Source organism: Brevibacillus brevis, from assembly GCF_900637055.1.
Taxonomy (GTDB): domain Bacteria; phylum Bacillota; class Bacilli; order Brevibacillales; family Brevibacillaceae; genus Brevibacillus; species Brevibacillus brevis.
The window spans coordinates 2,987,820-3,002,547 of the sequence record NZ_LR134338.1; the positions used below are offsets into that span (position 1 = coordinate 2,987,820).

The window sequence follows — 14,728 nt, forward strand, 5'->3', positions numbered from 1 at the left end:
CAGCAGGTTGAAGTCAGCTCATCATAGGCATTTAAAAAATTTCGTTGCGTTTCTCCACCATAAACATCCAAATCCCCGTGAAAAAGACTCTCAACGGTTTTCACCTTCGCCTCGTCCGCAGTACACTGAAATACACGCATAACATGGGTAAGATACGCGAGAAAATACTCCTTACTAAGCACGCTGCCCCTATTTACCTTCATTACTCTCCTTACCTCCTATAAGAACTTTTTCCATTGCCATCACATCTACAAAACTTCCATCTAAGATTCCCTGGTTATGAAATACACCGACTTCGCGGTACCCGCATTTTTTATATAGCCCTTGCCCTAGTTCATTAAAAGGAAAGGTAAACAACACGATTTTATAAAACTGGTGGGATCGGGCAGTCTCTTCAAGCTTACGTAAAAGTACCTTTCCAACACCTTTCCCACGGTAATCTCGCTCAATATAAATAGATAAATCTGCGACACCATCATAGGCACAACGATTCGAGTAACGATTGAGAGAAGCCCATCCAATGATGGTATTATCCACCTCTGCCACAAGGACTGTATACCGTCCCTGATGCTCATCAAACCATTTTCGGATATAGGTGTAAGCCTTTACTTCTGTTTCAAGCGTGGCAATTCGATCAACGATCCCCTGATTGTAGATAGCTAGGATGGATTCAAGGTCTTCGTCACTTGCTTTTCGAACGAAAAGATTCATGGTAGGCCTCTCCTTCGGACAGTTTATTTACAGCAAGAATCGTTTTTTATTCTGCTTCTTTTTTTTACTGTCTCCTCTTGATTACAGCAGTCATCTTTCGTTTCTTTTACCTCTTCGATCTTCACATTGCAGCAAGAACCTTCTTTTTTTCCAAACAAACTTTTCAAGAATCCCATGTTAGACTCCTCCTTAGATGATATAGAATAACAATCCAGAAATAGTGGACATAGTGAACACAGATACAACAAAGGCTCCCACTAATCGCTTTTTAAAAATGGAGTTGAGCAAAGCCAATTCAGGTAAACTTGCTCCCGCAGAGCTGATCATTAATGCCATTGCTGGACCAAGCGCCATTCCTTTAGCAATCATGATTTGTGAAATGGGAATCATGGTCGACAATCGAATGTATAGTGGTATACCAATAATGGCTGCGATCGGCACCATCCACCACTTATCACCACCAATATAGGTCGTAATCCACTCGGTCGGTACTACACCATGAATGACGGCTCCAATAGCAGCACCAATGATGAGATATGGGTATACCGTTTTCATCAACCCCATCGTTTCTATGAGAGCTACCTTCAGGCTAAAGGACTTCTTTGTCTCGTTGTATCCAGTCATAACGACTTGTTTCACTTGTTTTTCAAACCCTAATCGTTCAAGAGTAAACCCGATGATAACCGATAACACGGAAGTGATGATCGTATAAGCAATGGCTACTTTTGCACCAAGCATTGCTGCCATGAGAGTAATAATGGTTGGGTCCAGAACTGGTGAGGAGAAAAGGAACACCATTACGATTCCGAATTGAATTCTTTTGTTTAACAAATTAACAACTACCGGAATCGTTGAACATGAACAAAATGGTGTAACAAAAGCAAATACCAACGCCATGAGGGCTCCCAAGGCCGCGTTTTTCCCAGCTAAGAATTTTTCAACCTTTTCGTACGGGATAAAGCCCTGGAGCAAACTGATAGCAAATGAGATCCCAATAAACAATACTGTTAACTCTAAAGCAATCCACAATAAGCTGTTTAGTACTTCAATCCACATACGTACCACCCTTTTTATTTGCATTTTGCAAGTATTATTGAAAGAGAAATGGGTTTAATCACCCATCGGATTACAACATTGCTTGGTTTTTGCCATTGCTTGATTGAACAATTTTAAGGATCGAATAACTGTTTCCTTTTCAAATTCGGACATATGAGAAAAGATATCGTCATAATACGCATTCATCGTCCGATCCATGTAATCATGCATGCGTTCGCCTTTTTCTGTTAAAGAAAGAATCTGTACCCTACGATCTTCTGCATAAGGAGTCTTTTTCACGAGCTCCGCATCGACCAATACTTGAACCTGTCGGCTAAATGTCGTTACATCCATTCCAAGAATCTCGGCAATTTGTTGGATGGATGGTTGATGGTTTCTGTGTATTTCATAGATGATGTGGCTTTGTGCAACCGATATGTCAATCCCTTCAACCGAACAACAATTCTTATTTAACAGTCCAATACGTCGAGTCATCGTTTGTACAATTTCACGTATATTTTCCATTTCCTCACCTCTCCTCCTATTTATACACACATTATTTGCGAATCGCAACTATTTTTTCATCAAAAAAATTTGATGTTACCCATTGCTAATTTACAAATGGAGGAGTATAGTAATGTCATCAAGAAAAATTGATGAAGGTGACAATATGTTAAAAGAACTACCGATCCTACATACGAATAACGATACCTTCTTTGAGAAGTATGAAGCAAAGTTTAAAGCTCTTGCAGATAAAAAACGACTTCAGATTATGTATGAACTAACCCAAAAAGGGAAAGTTTGTGTCACCGATTTAGCGGAAATTGTAGATATGGCCCAATCTAAACTTTCGTACCACTTGAAGATCCTTTTGGATGCAAATCTGATTCTGAAAGAGACAGAGGGTACCATGAACTACTACTCCCTAAATCCTGACGAAGTGAATCACCTTTTATCTGAAGAACTTTGCTGTATCTTCCGCCGAAATAATTGCTGCTAGTTCTTTTTTTCACCTTTTAATCAATTTTTTTTGATATATACATCAAATAATCTTGATATAGGAGCTGATTCGTATGATTTTGCATGATGTACTCGCACAAATGCTTTTTGAAGAACAAAAACAAAAACTTGAGTTCGTCACACGAAGGGCATGGCAGTTTCATCGAGGGGAGAATGTGCAATCTGCAAACAACCCACGCCAACAAACAACGCCCCTCCAAGTCCAGCAGCATCAATGCGCAACATGCTAATGATAATCTCATCTTTTGCCAATCGTTAAATGATTCAAAGTGGTAACTGATATTGTCTGCAAAATCATTGAATCCCCCTTTCTATACGGGGTTCAAATAAAACGTCTTAGGAGGAATTGATGATGACAAACTTTGTTAAAGGTCCATCCGAAAATGAAAAAGGAGAATGCTGCGGGGGAGAATTAACCGCACCGGCATCATGCTGCGAGGCCGAAGAACAAGGAGACAGTTCTTCTTGCTGCACTTCTGATACCAAAGACAATAGTCCGTCCTGCTGCTGATTACCACTGAAACCCTTCCAGAATCTTCATAAATGAAATGCGGGATGCCTATCCCGCATTTCATTAAACGTTAAAATACGATACAGAGACTCTTCAAATGTAACGACCTTGACATCAACCTAAATTAGACATATTATATCGTTAAATTCCGATATAACGACGGAAGGGATGTTTCTGGTTGGTGCAGTTTAACGAAGTACAATCGTTCTTAAAGGCTCTCGCAAGTGAAAAAAGGCAGGAAATCATGTTTCTCTTTACAGATCGTAAAGAACTTACAGTAGGAGAAGTTGCCCATTTGGTTGCGATTGGTCAATCAACAGCGTCAGAACAACTTGCCATACTCAAAAGGGCAGGCTTAGTTCATTCTCGTAAGGACGGAAAAGAGGTTTTTTATTCTCCGAACCGAGAGCAGATACTAGCATCTATGCAGCAACTCAATACCTACTTGCTCAATTGTTGTAAGTGAAAACTTACAATCTTTTTTCAAGAAACATATCGTTAAATCCCGATATGACGAAAGGAAGATGAACATGACCCGTATTTATGATTGTATTGTCATTGGTGCCGGTCAGGCCGGTTTGGCCGCTGGTTATCACCTTCTGCGAGAGCAGCGTGACTTTCTTATTCTAGAAGCTACCGATAAACCTGCTGGCTCGTGGCCTCAGTATTATGACAGCCTTACCTTGTTCTCACCTGCAAACTACTCTTCTCTTCCTGGATTTGCTTTCCCAGGTGACCCGAACCGATACCCTACCCGTAATGAGGTCGTTGCGTATTTGATCCATTACGCTAAACATTTTAACTTCCCTATTCTGACCCGTACGACTGTAACGAATGTTCAAAAAGAAAAGGATTTATTTTTGGTCAAAACCCAATCAGATGAGGTATTTCAAGCCAAACATATTATCGCTGCGACGGGCGGATTTAGTCGACCCTATCTTCCGCAAATTCCTGGGGTTGAACAATTTCAAGGAATGACTCTCCATTCAAAGGACTATCAAAACCCTACCCCTTTTCAAAACCAACGCATCATCGTGGTTGGTGCTGGTAACTCTGCGGTTCAAATTGCAGTGGAGTTGGCTACAAATGCTGAGGTTACTATCGCCACACGATCACCCATTGTCTTTAAGCCGCAGATCCTTTTCGGCAAGGATATCCACTTCTGGGTCACTGCACTGGGGCTAGACCAATCAGGTTTTGGAAAGTGGCTACTTCAGTCGAAACCTGAAGGTGTACTGGATACCGGGAGATACCAAATGGCCATCGAAAATCAAAAGCCTGATCGAAAAGCAATGTTCACCCACTTTACGAATAAAGGCGTTGTTTGGTCAGACGGTACTCAAGAACAAGTGGATACAGTCATCTTTGCCACTGGTTATCGTCCTAATATCCAATACCTTTCCTCTCTTCATGCTTTGACCGAAGATGGTTCTCCGCAGCATCAATACGGCGTCAGTACAACAGTTCCAGGCCTGTATTACGTTGGGCTCCCCTGGCAACGGTCCCTAGCATCGGCTACCCTACGTGGGGTCGGCAGTGATGCAAAATATGTAGTAAAACATATGCAGAACAGCTAAACGTTATGGAAAAACGACCATGTAGCCCCATGGTCGTTTCTTCGTTTATCGATTTTCTTTTTCTGGTATTCCATTGCTTGCTCTTTTATTCAGAAAACAGCTTGTGTAAAACCTCTTTTTGTTTAGGCTTAATGTTGATTTCTGACCGAATTTCTTTCACTTTTTCTTCTGCTTCTTGCAGCGTACTGCTTAATCCAAGAGAAAGATGTGTACCTGCTGCTACAACACCTGTTCTGCCGCGTCCTCCATTACAGTGGAAGGCTACCTTCTTGCCATTTTTGTAAGCTTTCACTACTTCATCAATCGCTTGCTTAAAAAGAGTACCTTGATCCGAATTGCCTTCATCGCCGAGGGCAATCTGAATCCACTGTACATTCGGATCTGAAAACGCTGGTTGCTGAGCTTCTCCACGTAGATCGACAACGACGTCTACACCTTCGTTTTGGATCATGGACTCTACATCTGAGGCACTCCCAAGGAAAATTTTATCTTCGACTAATGCCTGATACTGTTTTGGTTCCGACATGCTCCAATCATGGACGGCAACGCCTTCCAGGAATCTTTCACAGTCAAGTGCGGCCATGCAGCCTGTCCCAGCTGCCGAAATGGCTTGGCGATACCGGTGATCTTGCACATCACCACATGCAAACACGCCAGGAATATTGGTTTCAGTTGTACCTGCTGTTACCATGATATAACCTGTCTCGTCTGTTTTGATTTGCCCCTTAAGGAAAGTTGTATTCGGTCGATGGCCAATCGCTACAAAAATGCCATCCGTATCGATCGTTTCTTCCACACCAGTGTCATTCTGTTTTACTTTCAGCCCCGTTACCCCTTTTTCATTAGAGATAACCTCAATGGGAGTAGCGTTTAAACTCCATGTAATCTTCGGGTTATTCCTAGCCCGATCTTGCATGATTTTTGATGCTCGCAGTTCATTTCTGCGATGAACCACTCTTACTTCCGTAGCGAATTTGGTTAAGAAATTCGCCTCTTCCATTGCAGAGTCTCCACCTCCGACGATAATAACATTCTTCCCTCTGAAGAAAAAGCCATCACAAGTGGCACACGTGCTTACTCCACGGCCTATGTTTTCCTTCTCACCAGGAATACCGAGCAGTTTTGCGGAAGCACCTGTAGAAACGACGAGAGACTCGGCCTGGATTTGGACTGATTCATCAACGGTTAGCGTGAAAGGACGTCTTGATAAATCGACATTGGTTACCCACCCCGTCTGAAATGTTGCTCCAAAGCGTTCTGCTTGCTTACGCATGTTTTGCATGAGCTCTGGCCCCATGATTCCATCAGGGAACCCCGGGAAGTTCTCCACTTCGGTTGTGAGAGTCAATTGACCTCCCGGTTCATTCCCCTCGATCACAAGTGGATTCATATTCGCACGTGCAAGATAAATGGCAGCAGTTAGACCAGCAGGTCCTGTTCCGAGGACAACAACTTTATGCATGATTTCCCCTCCTGATTGGTTTAGTAAAATACCCCTCAAAAGCGAGGGGTATGAATGGTAATTACTTTTTCCACGAACCAAATTCAATGGAGACAGGACCAGATGGAGGCGTGCAGCATAAAGAAATATCGCGCTGTTCCCCGGCAGATTCAAATTCAGAGTCAGCTTTTGTATAGAAGATCTCCCACGCATTGCCATCTGGATCATATACCCAGACTTTATCTTGGACTGCATAACAGCACGTGGTACCCATCTCGTCAATTGTCAATAAATCAGCCTCGCGCAGACGTTCTCCCATTGCAAGGACATCCTCCGTGTTATCCACTTGAAAACCAAGATGGTTTAGCACGCCCTTTTTTTCAAAAGGTCGCACATTTAAGGAGAAATGTAAAGCCGGAGAATCCAACTCAAATTTGGCATAGTTGTCTTTTACTTTTGTCGGTTCAGCGTTGAAAAAAAGACGATAGAATTTCAGAGAGGCTTCCAAATCGCTGCAATTCACTGCCACATGCATCCGTTTGATCATATTTATCCCCCGAATTATTTACCTTCTTTTAGAAACTGCTCCATTCGCTTTTTGATGGCGTCACGGACCGTCCGGAAGCTATTCATAATTTCTTCTTCGGAGCCGGTTGCTTTCGCCGGATCATCAAAGCCCCAATGCCACTTAACCACGTTCTTGTTAGGGATCACTGGGCAATGCTCATCAGCGTGACCGCACAAGGTAATCACATAATCCGCGCGTCCCAAAATTTCAGGGTCGATCACATCTGAAGTGTGGCTGCTGATGTCCACACCAGCCTCTTTCATTACCTGAACAGCTCTTGGGTTCAGACCATGCGCTTCCAGACCAGCGCTTTTTACTTCGTAACGCTCTCCCCCCAACGCTTTTAAAAAGCCATCGGCCATCTGGCTGCGGCAAGAGTTCCCGGTGCAAAGGAAATAAATGAGTGGTTTTTTCTCCATGTGATTCAGTCTCCTTTATTGTGAATAGTAGTAGATGTTAAGCGATGATTTGAAGCCACAGATATAGGCCAATAAGCGTGATAAACAATGTTGGAATGGTCAGGATAATTCCTGTTTTGAAGTATTGTCCCCATGTAATCGTCACGTTTTTACGGGACAACACATGCAACCAAAGCAATGTCGCGAGTGAACCGATGGGGGTAATTTTAGGCCCTAAATCACTTCCGATTACGTTAGCATAGATTAACGCCTCTCGAATAATACCAGAAGTATTTGTTCCTTGGATGGCCAAAGCGTCAATCATTACGGTTGGCATGTTGTTCATGATCGAGGAAAGGATTGCAGACAGGAACCCCATACCTACTGTTGCAATAAACAACCCCTGGTCCGCAAAAGCTTGAATCAATTGTCCAAGCATGTCAGTCAATCCAACATTACGCAGGCCGTATACAACCACATACATCCCGATGGAGAAGACTACTACTGCCCATGGTGCATCTTTGATGATTTTCCTAGCCTCAATACCTTTACTGCTCCGTGCAGCCACGATAAAGATGATGGCTGCAATCCCTGCTGTAACAGATACCGGGATGGACACGACTTCATTCATCAAGTATCCAACCAGAAGAATCCCCAAAATGATCCACGAGAGACGGAATAGACGAACATCTTTTATCGCTTCATGAGGTTGTTTTAGCGCACCTAAATCATATTGTTTGGGAATATCGTTTTTGAAATAAAGAAACAATACAAGTAAGCTTGCTCCCAGCGCAAAAAAGTTGGGTACAATCATACGGGTAGCATACTCAACAAAACCGATATGAAAAAAGTCCGCGGAGACAATGTTGACAAGATTGCTAACGATCAATGGCAACGAAGTAGTGTCCGCAATAAATCCACTCGCCATAATGAATGGCAGAATCATTTTATCCGGGAACTTCAGTGCTCTGACTTGTGCAAGAACAATTGGTGTCAATATGAGTGCCGCGCCATCATTTGCAAAAAAAGCTGCAACAGCTGCTCCCAATAGAACGACATAGACGAACATCCGCCGACCATTTCCTCTGGCCAACCGAGCCATATGCAAGGCAGACCATTCAAAAAAACCGATTTCGTCTAAGATCAGCGATATCAAAATAATGGCGACAAACGCCAGCGTTGCATTCCAAACGATCCCCGTTACCGTCACAACGTCGGCAAAACTGACAACACCAAAAACTAATGCTAGGATAGCACCACCTGTTGCTGACCAGCCAATGTTAAGTCCTTTCGGTTGCCAAATGACAAAGGTCAATGTCACAGCAAAGATCAGAAAGGCGATCCAAACAGAAAACATGCTCTCTCTCCTTTCGCTATTCGCAAGTTACGAGGAGGCCTTGTGCCGCCAAGTTCTCGAACTCTTCTGAGTAATCGGGGAGATTCCCTAAAGCGAAGCGAAGCTGTTCTAAACGCTCTTGATTCAGAGTGTAGATGACCCACTGTCCTCTTCTGGATTCAATAACTAAATCTGCACTTTTTAACTTACTCATGTGCTTAGACACGGCAGGCTGAGAAATGCCAAAAATGGGAACTAACTCACAAACACAGCAACTTCGATGGTTTAATAAACTAATTATTTTTAACCGGGTAGGGTCCGCAAGTGCTTTTAGTGCGTTGACCATTTGCTTTGTGTCCATGTCTATTTTCTACCTCCTCTCCATTCATCAACAATAACCTTATACTATTATAACCATATGGTTATTTCAATATGTAGATTGTAAAGATTTTAGTCCCTTCTTCTTTATATTCAACGTTACAGCTTCTTCATAATTTGCAATAAATCTGAGAAGTTCGCAATAGTAATACGAATGTATGTCAGGAAGGTTCCTCGACCTTAATCAATTGATTTAATAAAGCTGTTGTGTTGTTAATCCCTTTTTAATGAGTTGGAATAATTCGGCTTACTTATTTTGTAGTAGCGTAGTTGCTGTTTGGCATGTTGTATCTTTTCTCTCCTTTTAGGATCTCTTCTGCTCTTTACAGTTTGAAAAGGGCATATTTGCTCACTGATAATATTTATTTTGTCAGGAATTGCTTCAGAATGAATCTCATATACCTTTTGTTCACCGAACGGAAGAACGAGAAAAAACGGTGACAGGTATTCGTATGAAAACGGTGGCAACTGTAACATAATGAATTTAGTCATAAGCTTTTTAGCTATAGATAACCACGTCCAAAAAAGGGAGATGGAAACATGAGCAATGCTCCGCCCCAGTACCCACTTTAACGAAGCTCTACTTTCATTGCTAATATCTTCTACTTGTGATTTCCATAAATCCACTACATCCTCAAAAAACTCTGAGTACAAGGTAAACGGAAATTGAACAAATCGATGATCAACCGTTTTAGGGCGTTTGTATCTAGCCGTGACATGTCTTGGCGATTGGAAGCCTTGGACAAATGATCTCCAATGTACATAAGCAAACGCATAAGGACATTTAGGGGCTGCATTGTCACCAAGAAAATAACGTTCTATGCAAGTTTTGTGTTTCATTAGTACGGTTTTACGGAGATTTCTTGCGATAGAAGAAATTAGCTGATTATACGAAAGGAATAAGTCCTCTTGTTGTACACGCAATCGACTTTTTCCCAATGAATACTCACCGATATGGGGATAACTTTTCTTGGAATATGTCATATTTTCATATTTCTCTTGATCCCCTTTAATCATACTAATTTTTGGGGTAGTTATCTGAGATATATACCGTTTTGGTGTCTTGCTGTTTTCATTAGTAAGAAAACTTAATACTCCATCAAACAGAGTTGGAGATTGATGTAATCCCTTTTCTGTAAACAAATAGATAGATTCCATCTTCTTACTGTTGTAATTAACTTCGGATAACCAAGTTTTTACCTTGTTACAGCGAATAGCATCATCTGTCCCCCATTCCTTATAAAAAAAACGAGCAGCGCTTTCTTGTAGATAAAAATGGCCACATTTGCACACATAAGGGGATAGAAATCCATCATCAGTCATTTCGTATGTATAGATTTGACTACAATTCGGGCATGCGAAATGTAGAGGAGATAAGTGAAAGGGGCAGTAGTGTAGGAACCTCCATTGATGGAATATGCTATGGTAGCCTGTTTTAAGACATGCTTCACAAATGGCGAGATCTTCGCGGAGAAAAAATGTAGTGCGATGCCTTTCTAATAACGGTGATAAGAGTTGGTTTATTATTTTTTGATGGAAAGAAACCATATCAAAGCCTAGCACATCTTGAACTGTATGTGAATCAAAGCCTGATAAAGTTATCAGATTTCGATGGCAACTCCCAATTCCTGCCTTCAGACTTTTTACCCGGTCCGTTCCGAGTATTTTCAATACTTCTCTGGCTGTTAATGTATTGGCGAATTTGAACTTTTCAAGAATAGACCAGGATGATTCATACGGCCGTATCCAATTTTTTCTCCATGTGTAGGGATTCATTAGCTTTTGATGGACCTCACTTTCTGATGAAATTGATATGTCATAAGGATTCATCAAATTCTACTGCCGGAATGCGAAGCTCAGCATGAATATAACCACTGGCGTATATCGCTTCTTCCCACAATGCCTTCGTTACCCAACCAATATTCCGACCGTTTGCTCCGAACTCTAAGAGAGCGTATTCAATCGTGGTTATTAAATATTGCATAGGGATCTCAAAGGTTCCTCGGATTTTAGCTTGCTGGCGCAAAGAAGAGAAAACATCAAATAGTTCCTCGGAACAATCTTGAAGCCGATTTCCCACTGCATAGGCTTCTGGGAAGAAATACCGCGTGTATGACCATCCTGATCCTTTTGGAAACTCTGCAAGCTGATCAAAACCACTAAGACAAATGCTTAAATCATCTTTGGTTTTAATTCCTGTAAAACGATGCTCATGTACCATGAAACGACCAATAATCTGGTGTCTTTTGGTTTCCATGAACAGAGTCCTACGGTGTAACAATTCTTCTTGTCCCACTAATATCACAGTCATTGCAATTCGATTCTGGTCAAGTTCATTGTAAATATCCATTAGCCAACCATAGTTGAGTTCATGCAAACATTGCGCTTCATCAATAAACATGACAATCCTCTTATGTCTGGATGTGTCCCCTTTTTCTGCTAGGAATTTGGCTAAACGATCCCTTTTGATACTGGGTTTTCCGGAAAATGGGACTCCATGACCAACATCTTTTAACAGTGTTTCAAAGAAAACACCTTCATTGGCAAGCTTCGTATGTAAAGTGCGAATGTGGAATACGGGTAAATCATTCCCAAATTCGTTTGGCAAAATTCGTAATAGATATTCAATCGCACGTGTTTTTCCTAAGCGTGGTCGACCGTAAATAATCCCTCCTGGTGAACGGTATTTGATCCATTTTGAAATAGCTTGAAACATTCGTAAAACTTCATTTGTTGGGATAATGTAGGACTGTTCTTCAATTGGATGCGTTCCAGTAGGCACATGAGGTCGAGGCTGCTCTAGGAGGTTCTCAAAGGATATCTGTTCGTAATGATCTTTGGACACCGAGTACTCCCCTTTATAAATTTATGGTTTTAAACTTTTCACGTAGTTTGGATAGATCTGATGTTTGACTACCACCCTTATTGGATTGTTTCGATTGTCTATCATGATTTAAGGGTTTCGCATGTTCTGAAGGTTTCGTTTCAGACATGTCCTTTTTTTGTTCTGGAACCTGGGACTCCATTTGTTTTATGTATCTTTGATGTGTAGCTAATGAATTACGGACCTTTTTATTGTTGGTCGCTTTTTCTTCATAGTATTTATTTAAAGCCTCAATTGGATCAGCGTTATTAGCATAGTGCAAAAGTTTATTTCTCTGTAGCGCGTTAATTTGTTTTCGCATTTGCAATGTGTGAGGAGTAATACCCCATCTACCCGTAGCGGTAATGTACCCCAGTTCTCCTCCATCTTTGAGGAACGCTTTTAAATACCGAATGTCATTTGTGTTGACTAGTAAATAAATTTCTTCCCCAATCAGATCAAATGTATTAGAAAGTAGTTCATTTCTATATTCAACTCCTTCAAATGTGATGTACGGTCTTTTCCCCTGTTTAATATTTCCACGAACAGTTCGAATAGCAGGTACACCAAAAAATTCAACTTCTTTTCTTAGCTCTTCAGGCAACCATCTTGGCTCCATACCTCTATGCACCACCCTTTGTTCCATGACTTCAAGTGGACTCAGATATCCCAAACTACTGTGTGGCTCATGATTGTAATTTGCGATCAGGACAGCTGTGATCTGTTCAAGCTCTTCCACATCCATCTCATATTTAATTGCCATCTTTTCTGGATGAGTTCGACGGGGGTCAGTAGGATGACTCCCAGTTGTATTCACAAAACGATGATAACCGTTTTCTTCTAGGAGCCCAAAGAATCTCTCCACAAATGGCCGACGCTCCGGCATGTTTACGGGACCAGGATTCATAGCACAACCGACGACGTTAGCTAGTCTGTTTGTAACAATCTTTGCCAGATTGGCCTTTCCATTGTCATAGCAGAACTCACTCCAAAGCGCCCATTGTGTTTGAGGAATGGCTTCAAAATGAAAACCGCCTTTTGTAGGATAGTTCAATCCTGGAATGGTGAGCTTTTTAGGAGATGTTGGAACAATTGCATTGCGGATGCAAGCTAATACGTCACTTGCTGAATACTGTGATTGAAGACAGATATGGTAACCAATAACGACTCGAGTGGCAACGTCTATAATAACGAGTAGCCATATCCTTTCTAACACATCTACGCACTCGTCCCCAAATTGATTTAGAAATTTGATAGTGAGAATAAGGTCAATTTGATGGCCGTCAAACTCAACTCGTTGAAAGGGTTTTAGAATATGATCCGCATTTTTATGACCAATGCCAGTGTGCCGGATATGTCGTGCAGCTTCGTCACCGTATCGATTGGCAGCTTGTTTTGGAAGATTTTGCTCCAGTTTTTTTAAGTACCGATAAAGCGATCGTCTCCCTAAATCCCTCGTACTAAAGGGATAGTCTTTCATTGATAACCCTAAGGATCTGCAAGCATTTAGAAATGTTAAATGTATATGTTTGGGTTTTTTCACAGGATCAGTGGCTCTTCCTTGTTTGGTTGTCAAATATTGATCGTGGATGAGTTCTTTAATGTGGGGATGTTTACTTAAGAAATGGTTGAAGATTCCTGTGAGTTTTTCTGATTTTGAGGATAGATTGGTTCGAGTGTAAGACTTTAGTTTTTTTTGAGGGATCAAGGCACGGTAGCCCCAAAGCAAACCGTTCGAATCTTCAGACAAACAACGTTTTACAAAGCCTATAAGACGATTCCTTGAAACCCCTGTCTCCCGCGTTATCTGATCTAAAGTAAAATGAGGAGACATATACATTTCAATAGCTCGTTTTCGAGACAAAAAAGTTTCCCTGTCTTTAGCAGTTAGGGTATCGAGTAAGACTCCTGGCCATGTGGACATATCCAAGTCTGAAGGGTCAATGGATTTCCCCTCAAGTATTTTCCTGTGAGCCATGAATCCAGACCTCCGTATCTAATCCCAAAAGCGTTTGGTCAATATTCGAGTAAAAAACCCCAAAATAGATCATATTGAATATCGTTTCATTTAGGCGGGATGGTAAAAAGTGTGGAAGTTCCGCACGAAGGTGTCTTATTGACATTCGGTGACTACCTACTGCTTTCAATATTTGGTGCCGGTCAATTTCATTAGGAATTAATTGATTCTTTATCGTTGGGATTAATACTCTTAGGTTATCAAGAAGTATTTGATTAATACGTATATCTTTCTCCGTTTTGATTTCATAATTGAAATTATTTTGTACGCACCATTTTCTTTGAATGGTAGTTTGCCTAATAGAGCGCTCGGATCTTTGGTTTCGCGGATCTAATTCTTGCGTATATTTAACTTCAATAAAACTTTGGCTTCCGTCTACTCTTTCAATCCACATATCAAAAATACTACTTACCTTAGCACCTTCGTACAAACCTTCAATTCTAACTGGTTGTTCACAGAACCGCTTAACTGTTTGGTCAGCTTCTACTAGTAGCCAATGTTCATACTCAAGGTCACTGAAAAAATGGACCATTCGTTGGAGTTTGGGGCTAAAAACATGCCAATAGTTACTGCCATACCTAGCACTTCGTTTCGTTATGACCGGTTGTTTGTACATGAGTCACCTCCACAAGCTAATGATCTTATTTTTTCTGAAAATGTTAAATATTATACCTTTTATAAAAATTCTACGTATTTTTATATTTTCCTCTCAAACCATAACAGAATCTCGTTCCGCACCTTCGGTATACATGTTTGTGTCACAATTCGTGCTGGTATACTTGTTTGTGTCTCAAAAAAATGACACAAACAAGTATACTAAAAGATGCAAAAAACTTGATTTAACGTCGTTTTCAGCTACACTTTTGGTATACA

The 14,728-nt window shown here is 41.2% G+C and carries 16 protein-coding genes and 1 pseudogene; 3 read left to right on the top strand and 14 right to left on the bottom strand.

Annotation, left to right across the window (positions count from 1 at the left end; translation table 11 throughout):
* Positions 1-189: 189 nt before the first annotated feature.
* From EL268_RS14540 to EL268_RS14550, 4 genes are read right to left on the bottom strand one after another with little or no spacing between them, the layout of a single operon-like run.
* Positions 190-711, bottom strand: coding sequence for an arsinothricin resistance N-acetyltransferase ArsN1 family A (locus EL268_RS14540; protein ID WP_106655372.1), 522 nt, complete (start codon positions 709-711; stop codon positions 190-192).
* 23 nt (positions 712-734) lie between these two features.
* Positions 735-887: a hypothetical protein gene (locus EL268_RS32810; protein WP_164724480.1), complete on the bottom strand. Its 153-nt coding sequence runs from the start codon at positions 885-887 to the stop codon at positions 735-737.
* A gap of 13 nt (positions 888-900) precedes the next feature.
* Positions 901-1,767 (bottom strand): permease, encoded by an 867-nt coding sequence (locus tag EL268_RS14545; protein ID WP_106655371.1) that lies wholly within the window; start codon positions 1,765-1,767, stop codon positions 901-903.
* A gap of 54 nt (positions 1,768-1,821) precedes the next feature.
* On the bottom strand, positions 1,822-2,271 hold the full coding sequence (locus EL268_RS14550; RefSeq protein WP_106655370.1) for a MarR family winged helix-turn-helix transcriptional regulator: 450 nt from the start codon (positions 2,269-2,271) through the stop codon (positions 1,822-1,824).
* A gap of 145 nt (positions 2,272-2,416) precedes the next feature.
* Here EL268_RS14550 and EL268_RS14555 point away from each other — a divergent pair, with 145 nt between their 5' ends.
* The 3 genes from EL268_RS14555 to EL268_RS14565 all read left to right on the top strand — a co-directional run bounded on the left by EL268_RS14555 (position 2,417) and on the right by EL268_RS14565 (position 4,854).
* Complete coding sequence (locus tag EL268_RS14555) at positions 2,417-2,746, top strand: ArsR/SmtB family transcription factor (protein ID WP_056488493.1); 330 nt, start codon at positions 2,417-2,419, stop codon at positions 2,744-2,746.
* A gap of 712 nt (positions 2,747-3,458) precedes the next feature.
* Complete coding sequence (locus EL268_RS14560; protein ID WP_197724045.1) at positions 3,459-3,743, top strand: ArsR/SmtB family transcription factor; 285 nt, start codon at positions 3,459-3,461, stop codon at positions 3,741-3,743.
* Between the two features lie 64 nt (positions 3,744-3,807).
* Positions 3,808-4,854, top strand: coding sequence for a flavin-containing monooxygenase (locus EL268_RS14565; RefSeq protein ID WP_106655369.1), 1,047 nt, complete (start codon positions 3,808-3,810; stop codon positions 4,852-4,854).
* Between the two features lie 85 nt (positions 4,855-4,939).
* Here the strand turns inward: EL268_RS14565 and EL268_RS33345 are convergent, their stop codons facing one another.
* The 10 genes and pseudogenes from EL268_RS33345 to EL268_RS14610 form a co-directional block, all read right to left on the bottom strand.
* Positions 4,940-5,380, bottom strand: coding sequence for a protein-tyrosine phosphatase family protein (locus EL268_RS33345; RefSeq protein ID WP_174769421.1), 441 nt, complete (start codon positions 5,378-5,380; stop codon positions 4,940-4,942).
* Positions 5,375-6,316: pseudogene (gene trxB / locus EL268_RS14570) on the bottom strand (thioredoxin-disulfide reductase); the annotation flags it as partial. The pseudogene trxB and the gene EL268_RS33345, both read right to left, overlap by 6 nt.
* 61 nt (positions 6,317-6,377) lie before the next feature.
* Positions 6,378-6,839, bottom strand: coding sequence for an ArsI/CadI family heavy metal resistance metalloenzyme (locus EL268_RS14575; protein ID WP_373863415.1), 462 nt, complete (start codon positions 6,837-6,839; stop codon positions 6,378-6,380).
* A gap of 17 nt (positions 6,840-6,856) precedes the next feature.
* Complete coding sequence (arsC, locus tag EL268_RS14580) at positions 6,857-7,282, bottom strand: arsenate reductase (thioredoxin) (protein WP_106655367.1); 426 nt, start codon at positions 7,280-7,282, stop codon at positions 6,857-6,859.
* A gap of 37 nt (positions 7,283-7,319) precedes the next feature.
* A complete protein-coding gene (locus EL268_RS14585) occupies positions 7,320-8,618 on the bottom strand; it encodes an arsenic transporter (protein WP_106655366.1) in 1,299 nt (432 codons plus the stop codon).
* 16 nt (positions 8,619-8,634) lie between these two features.
* Positions 8,635-8,958 carry an ArsR/SmtB family transcription factor gene (locus EL268_RS14590; protein WP_106655365.1) on the bottom strand — a complete coding sequence of 108 codons (324 nt, stop codon included), beginning with the start codon at positions 8,956-8,958 and terminating at the stop codon, positions 8,635-8,637.
* Positions 8,959-9,188: 230 nt separating this feature from the next.
* On the bottom strand, positions 9,189-10,805 hold the full coding sequence (locus tag EL268_RS14595) for a hypothetical protein (protein WP_106655364.1): 1,617 nt from the start codon (positions 10,803-10,805) through the stop codon (positions 9,189-9,191).
* Positions 10,792-11,820 carry an ATP-binding protein gene (locus EL268_RS14600; protein WP_232030453.1) on the bottom strand — a complete coding sequence of 343 codons (1,029 nt, stop codon included), beginning with the start codon at positions 11,818-11,820 and terminating at the stop codon, positions 10,792-10,794. The genes EL268_RS14595 and EL268_RS14600 overlap by 14 nt, the downstream gene beginning before the upstream one ends.
* A 13-nt stretch (positions 11,821-11,833) precedes the next feature.
* Positions 11,834-13,816, bottom strand: a complete 1,983-nt coding sequence (locus EL268_RS14605; protein ID WP_106655363.1) for a hypothetical protein — start codon at positions 13,814-13,816, stop codon at positions 11,834-11,836.
* Complete coding sequence (locus tag EL268_RS14610; RefSeq protein ID WP_106655362.1) at positions 13,794-14,471, bottom strand: TnsA endonuclease N-terminal domain-containing protein; 678 nt, start codon at positions 14,469-14,471, stop codon at positions 13,794-13,796. The genes EL268_RS14605 and EL268_RS14610 overlap by 23 nt, the downstream gene beginning before the upstream one ends.
* Positions 14,472-14,728: the final 257 nt, after the last annotated feature.

Coding starts and splice junctions, on each gene's coding strand:
- EL268_RS14540 (WP_106655372.1), bottom strand. CDS start 711: ATGAATCTTTTCGTTCGAAAAGCAAGTGACGAAGACCTTGAATCCATC.
- EL268_RS32810 (WP_164724480.1), bottom strand. CDS start 887: ATGGGATTCTTGAAAAGTTTGTTTGGAAAAAAAGAAGGTTCTTGCTGC.
- EL268_RS14545 (WP_106655371.1), bottom strand. CDS start 1,767: ATGTGGATTGAAGTACTAAACAGCTTATTGTGGATTGCTTTAGAGTTA.
- EL268_RS14550 (WP_106655370.1), bottom strand. CDS start 2,271: ATGGAAAATATACGTGAAATTGTACAAACGATGACTCGACGTATTGGA.
- EL268_RS14555 (WP_056488493.1), top strand. CDS start 2,417: ATGTTAAAAGAACTACCGATCCTACATACGAATAACGATACCTTCTTT.
- EL268_RS14565 (WP_106655369.1), top strand. CDS start 3,808: ATGACCCGTATTTATGATTGTATTGTCATTGGTGCCGGTCAGGCCGGT.
- EL268_RS33345 (WP_174769421.1), bottom strand. CDS start 5,380: ATGTCGGAACCAAAACAGTATCAGGCATTAGTCGAAGATAAAATTTTC.
- arsC (WP_106655367.1), bottom strand. CDS start 7,282: ATGGAGAAAAAACCACTCATTTATTTCCTTTGCACCGGGAACTCTTGC.
- EL268_RS14585 (WP_106655366.1), bottom strand. CDS start 8,618: ATGTTTTCTGTTTGGATCGCCTTTCTGATCTTTGCTGTGACATTGACC.
- EL268_RS14590 (WP_106655365.1), bottom strand. CDS start 8,958: ATGGACACAAAGCAAATGGTCAACGCACTAAAAGCACTTGCGGACCCT.
- EL268_RS14595 (WP_106655364.1), bottom strand. CDS start 10,805: ATGAATCCTTATGACATATCAATTTCATCAGAAAGTGAGGTCCATCAA.
- EL268_RS14605 (WP_106655363.1), bottom strand. CDS start 13,816: ATGGCTCACAGGAAAATACTTGAGGGGAAATCCATTGACCCTTCAGAC.
- EL268_RS14610 (WP_106655362.1), bottom strand. CDS start 14,471: ATGTACAAACAACCGGTCATAACGAAACGAAGTGCTAGGTATGGCAGT.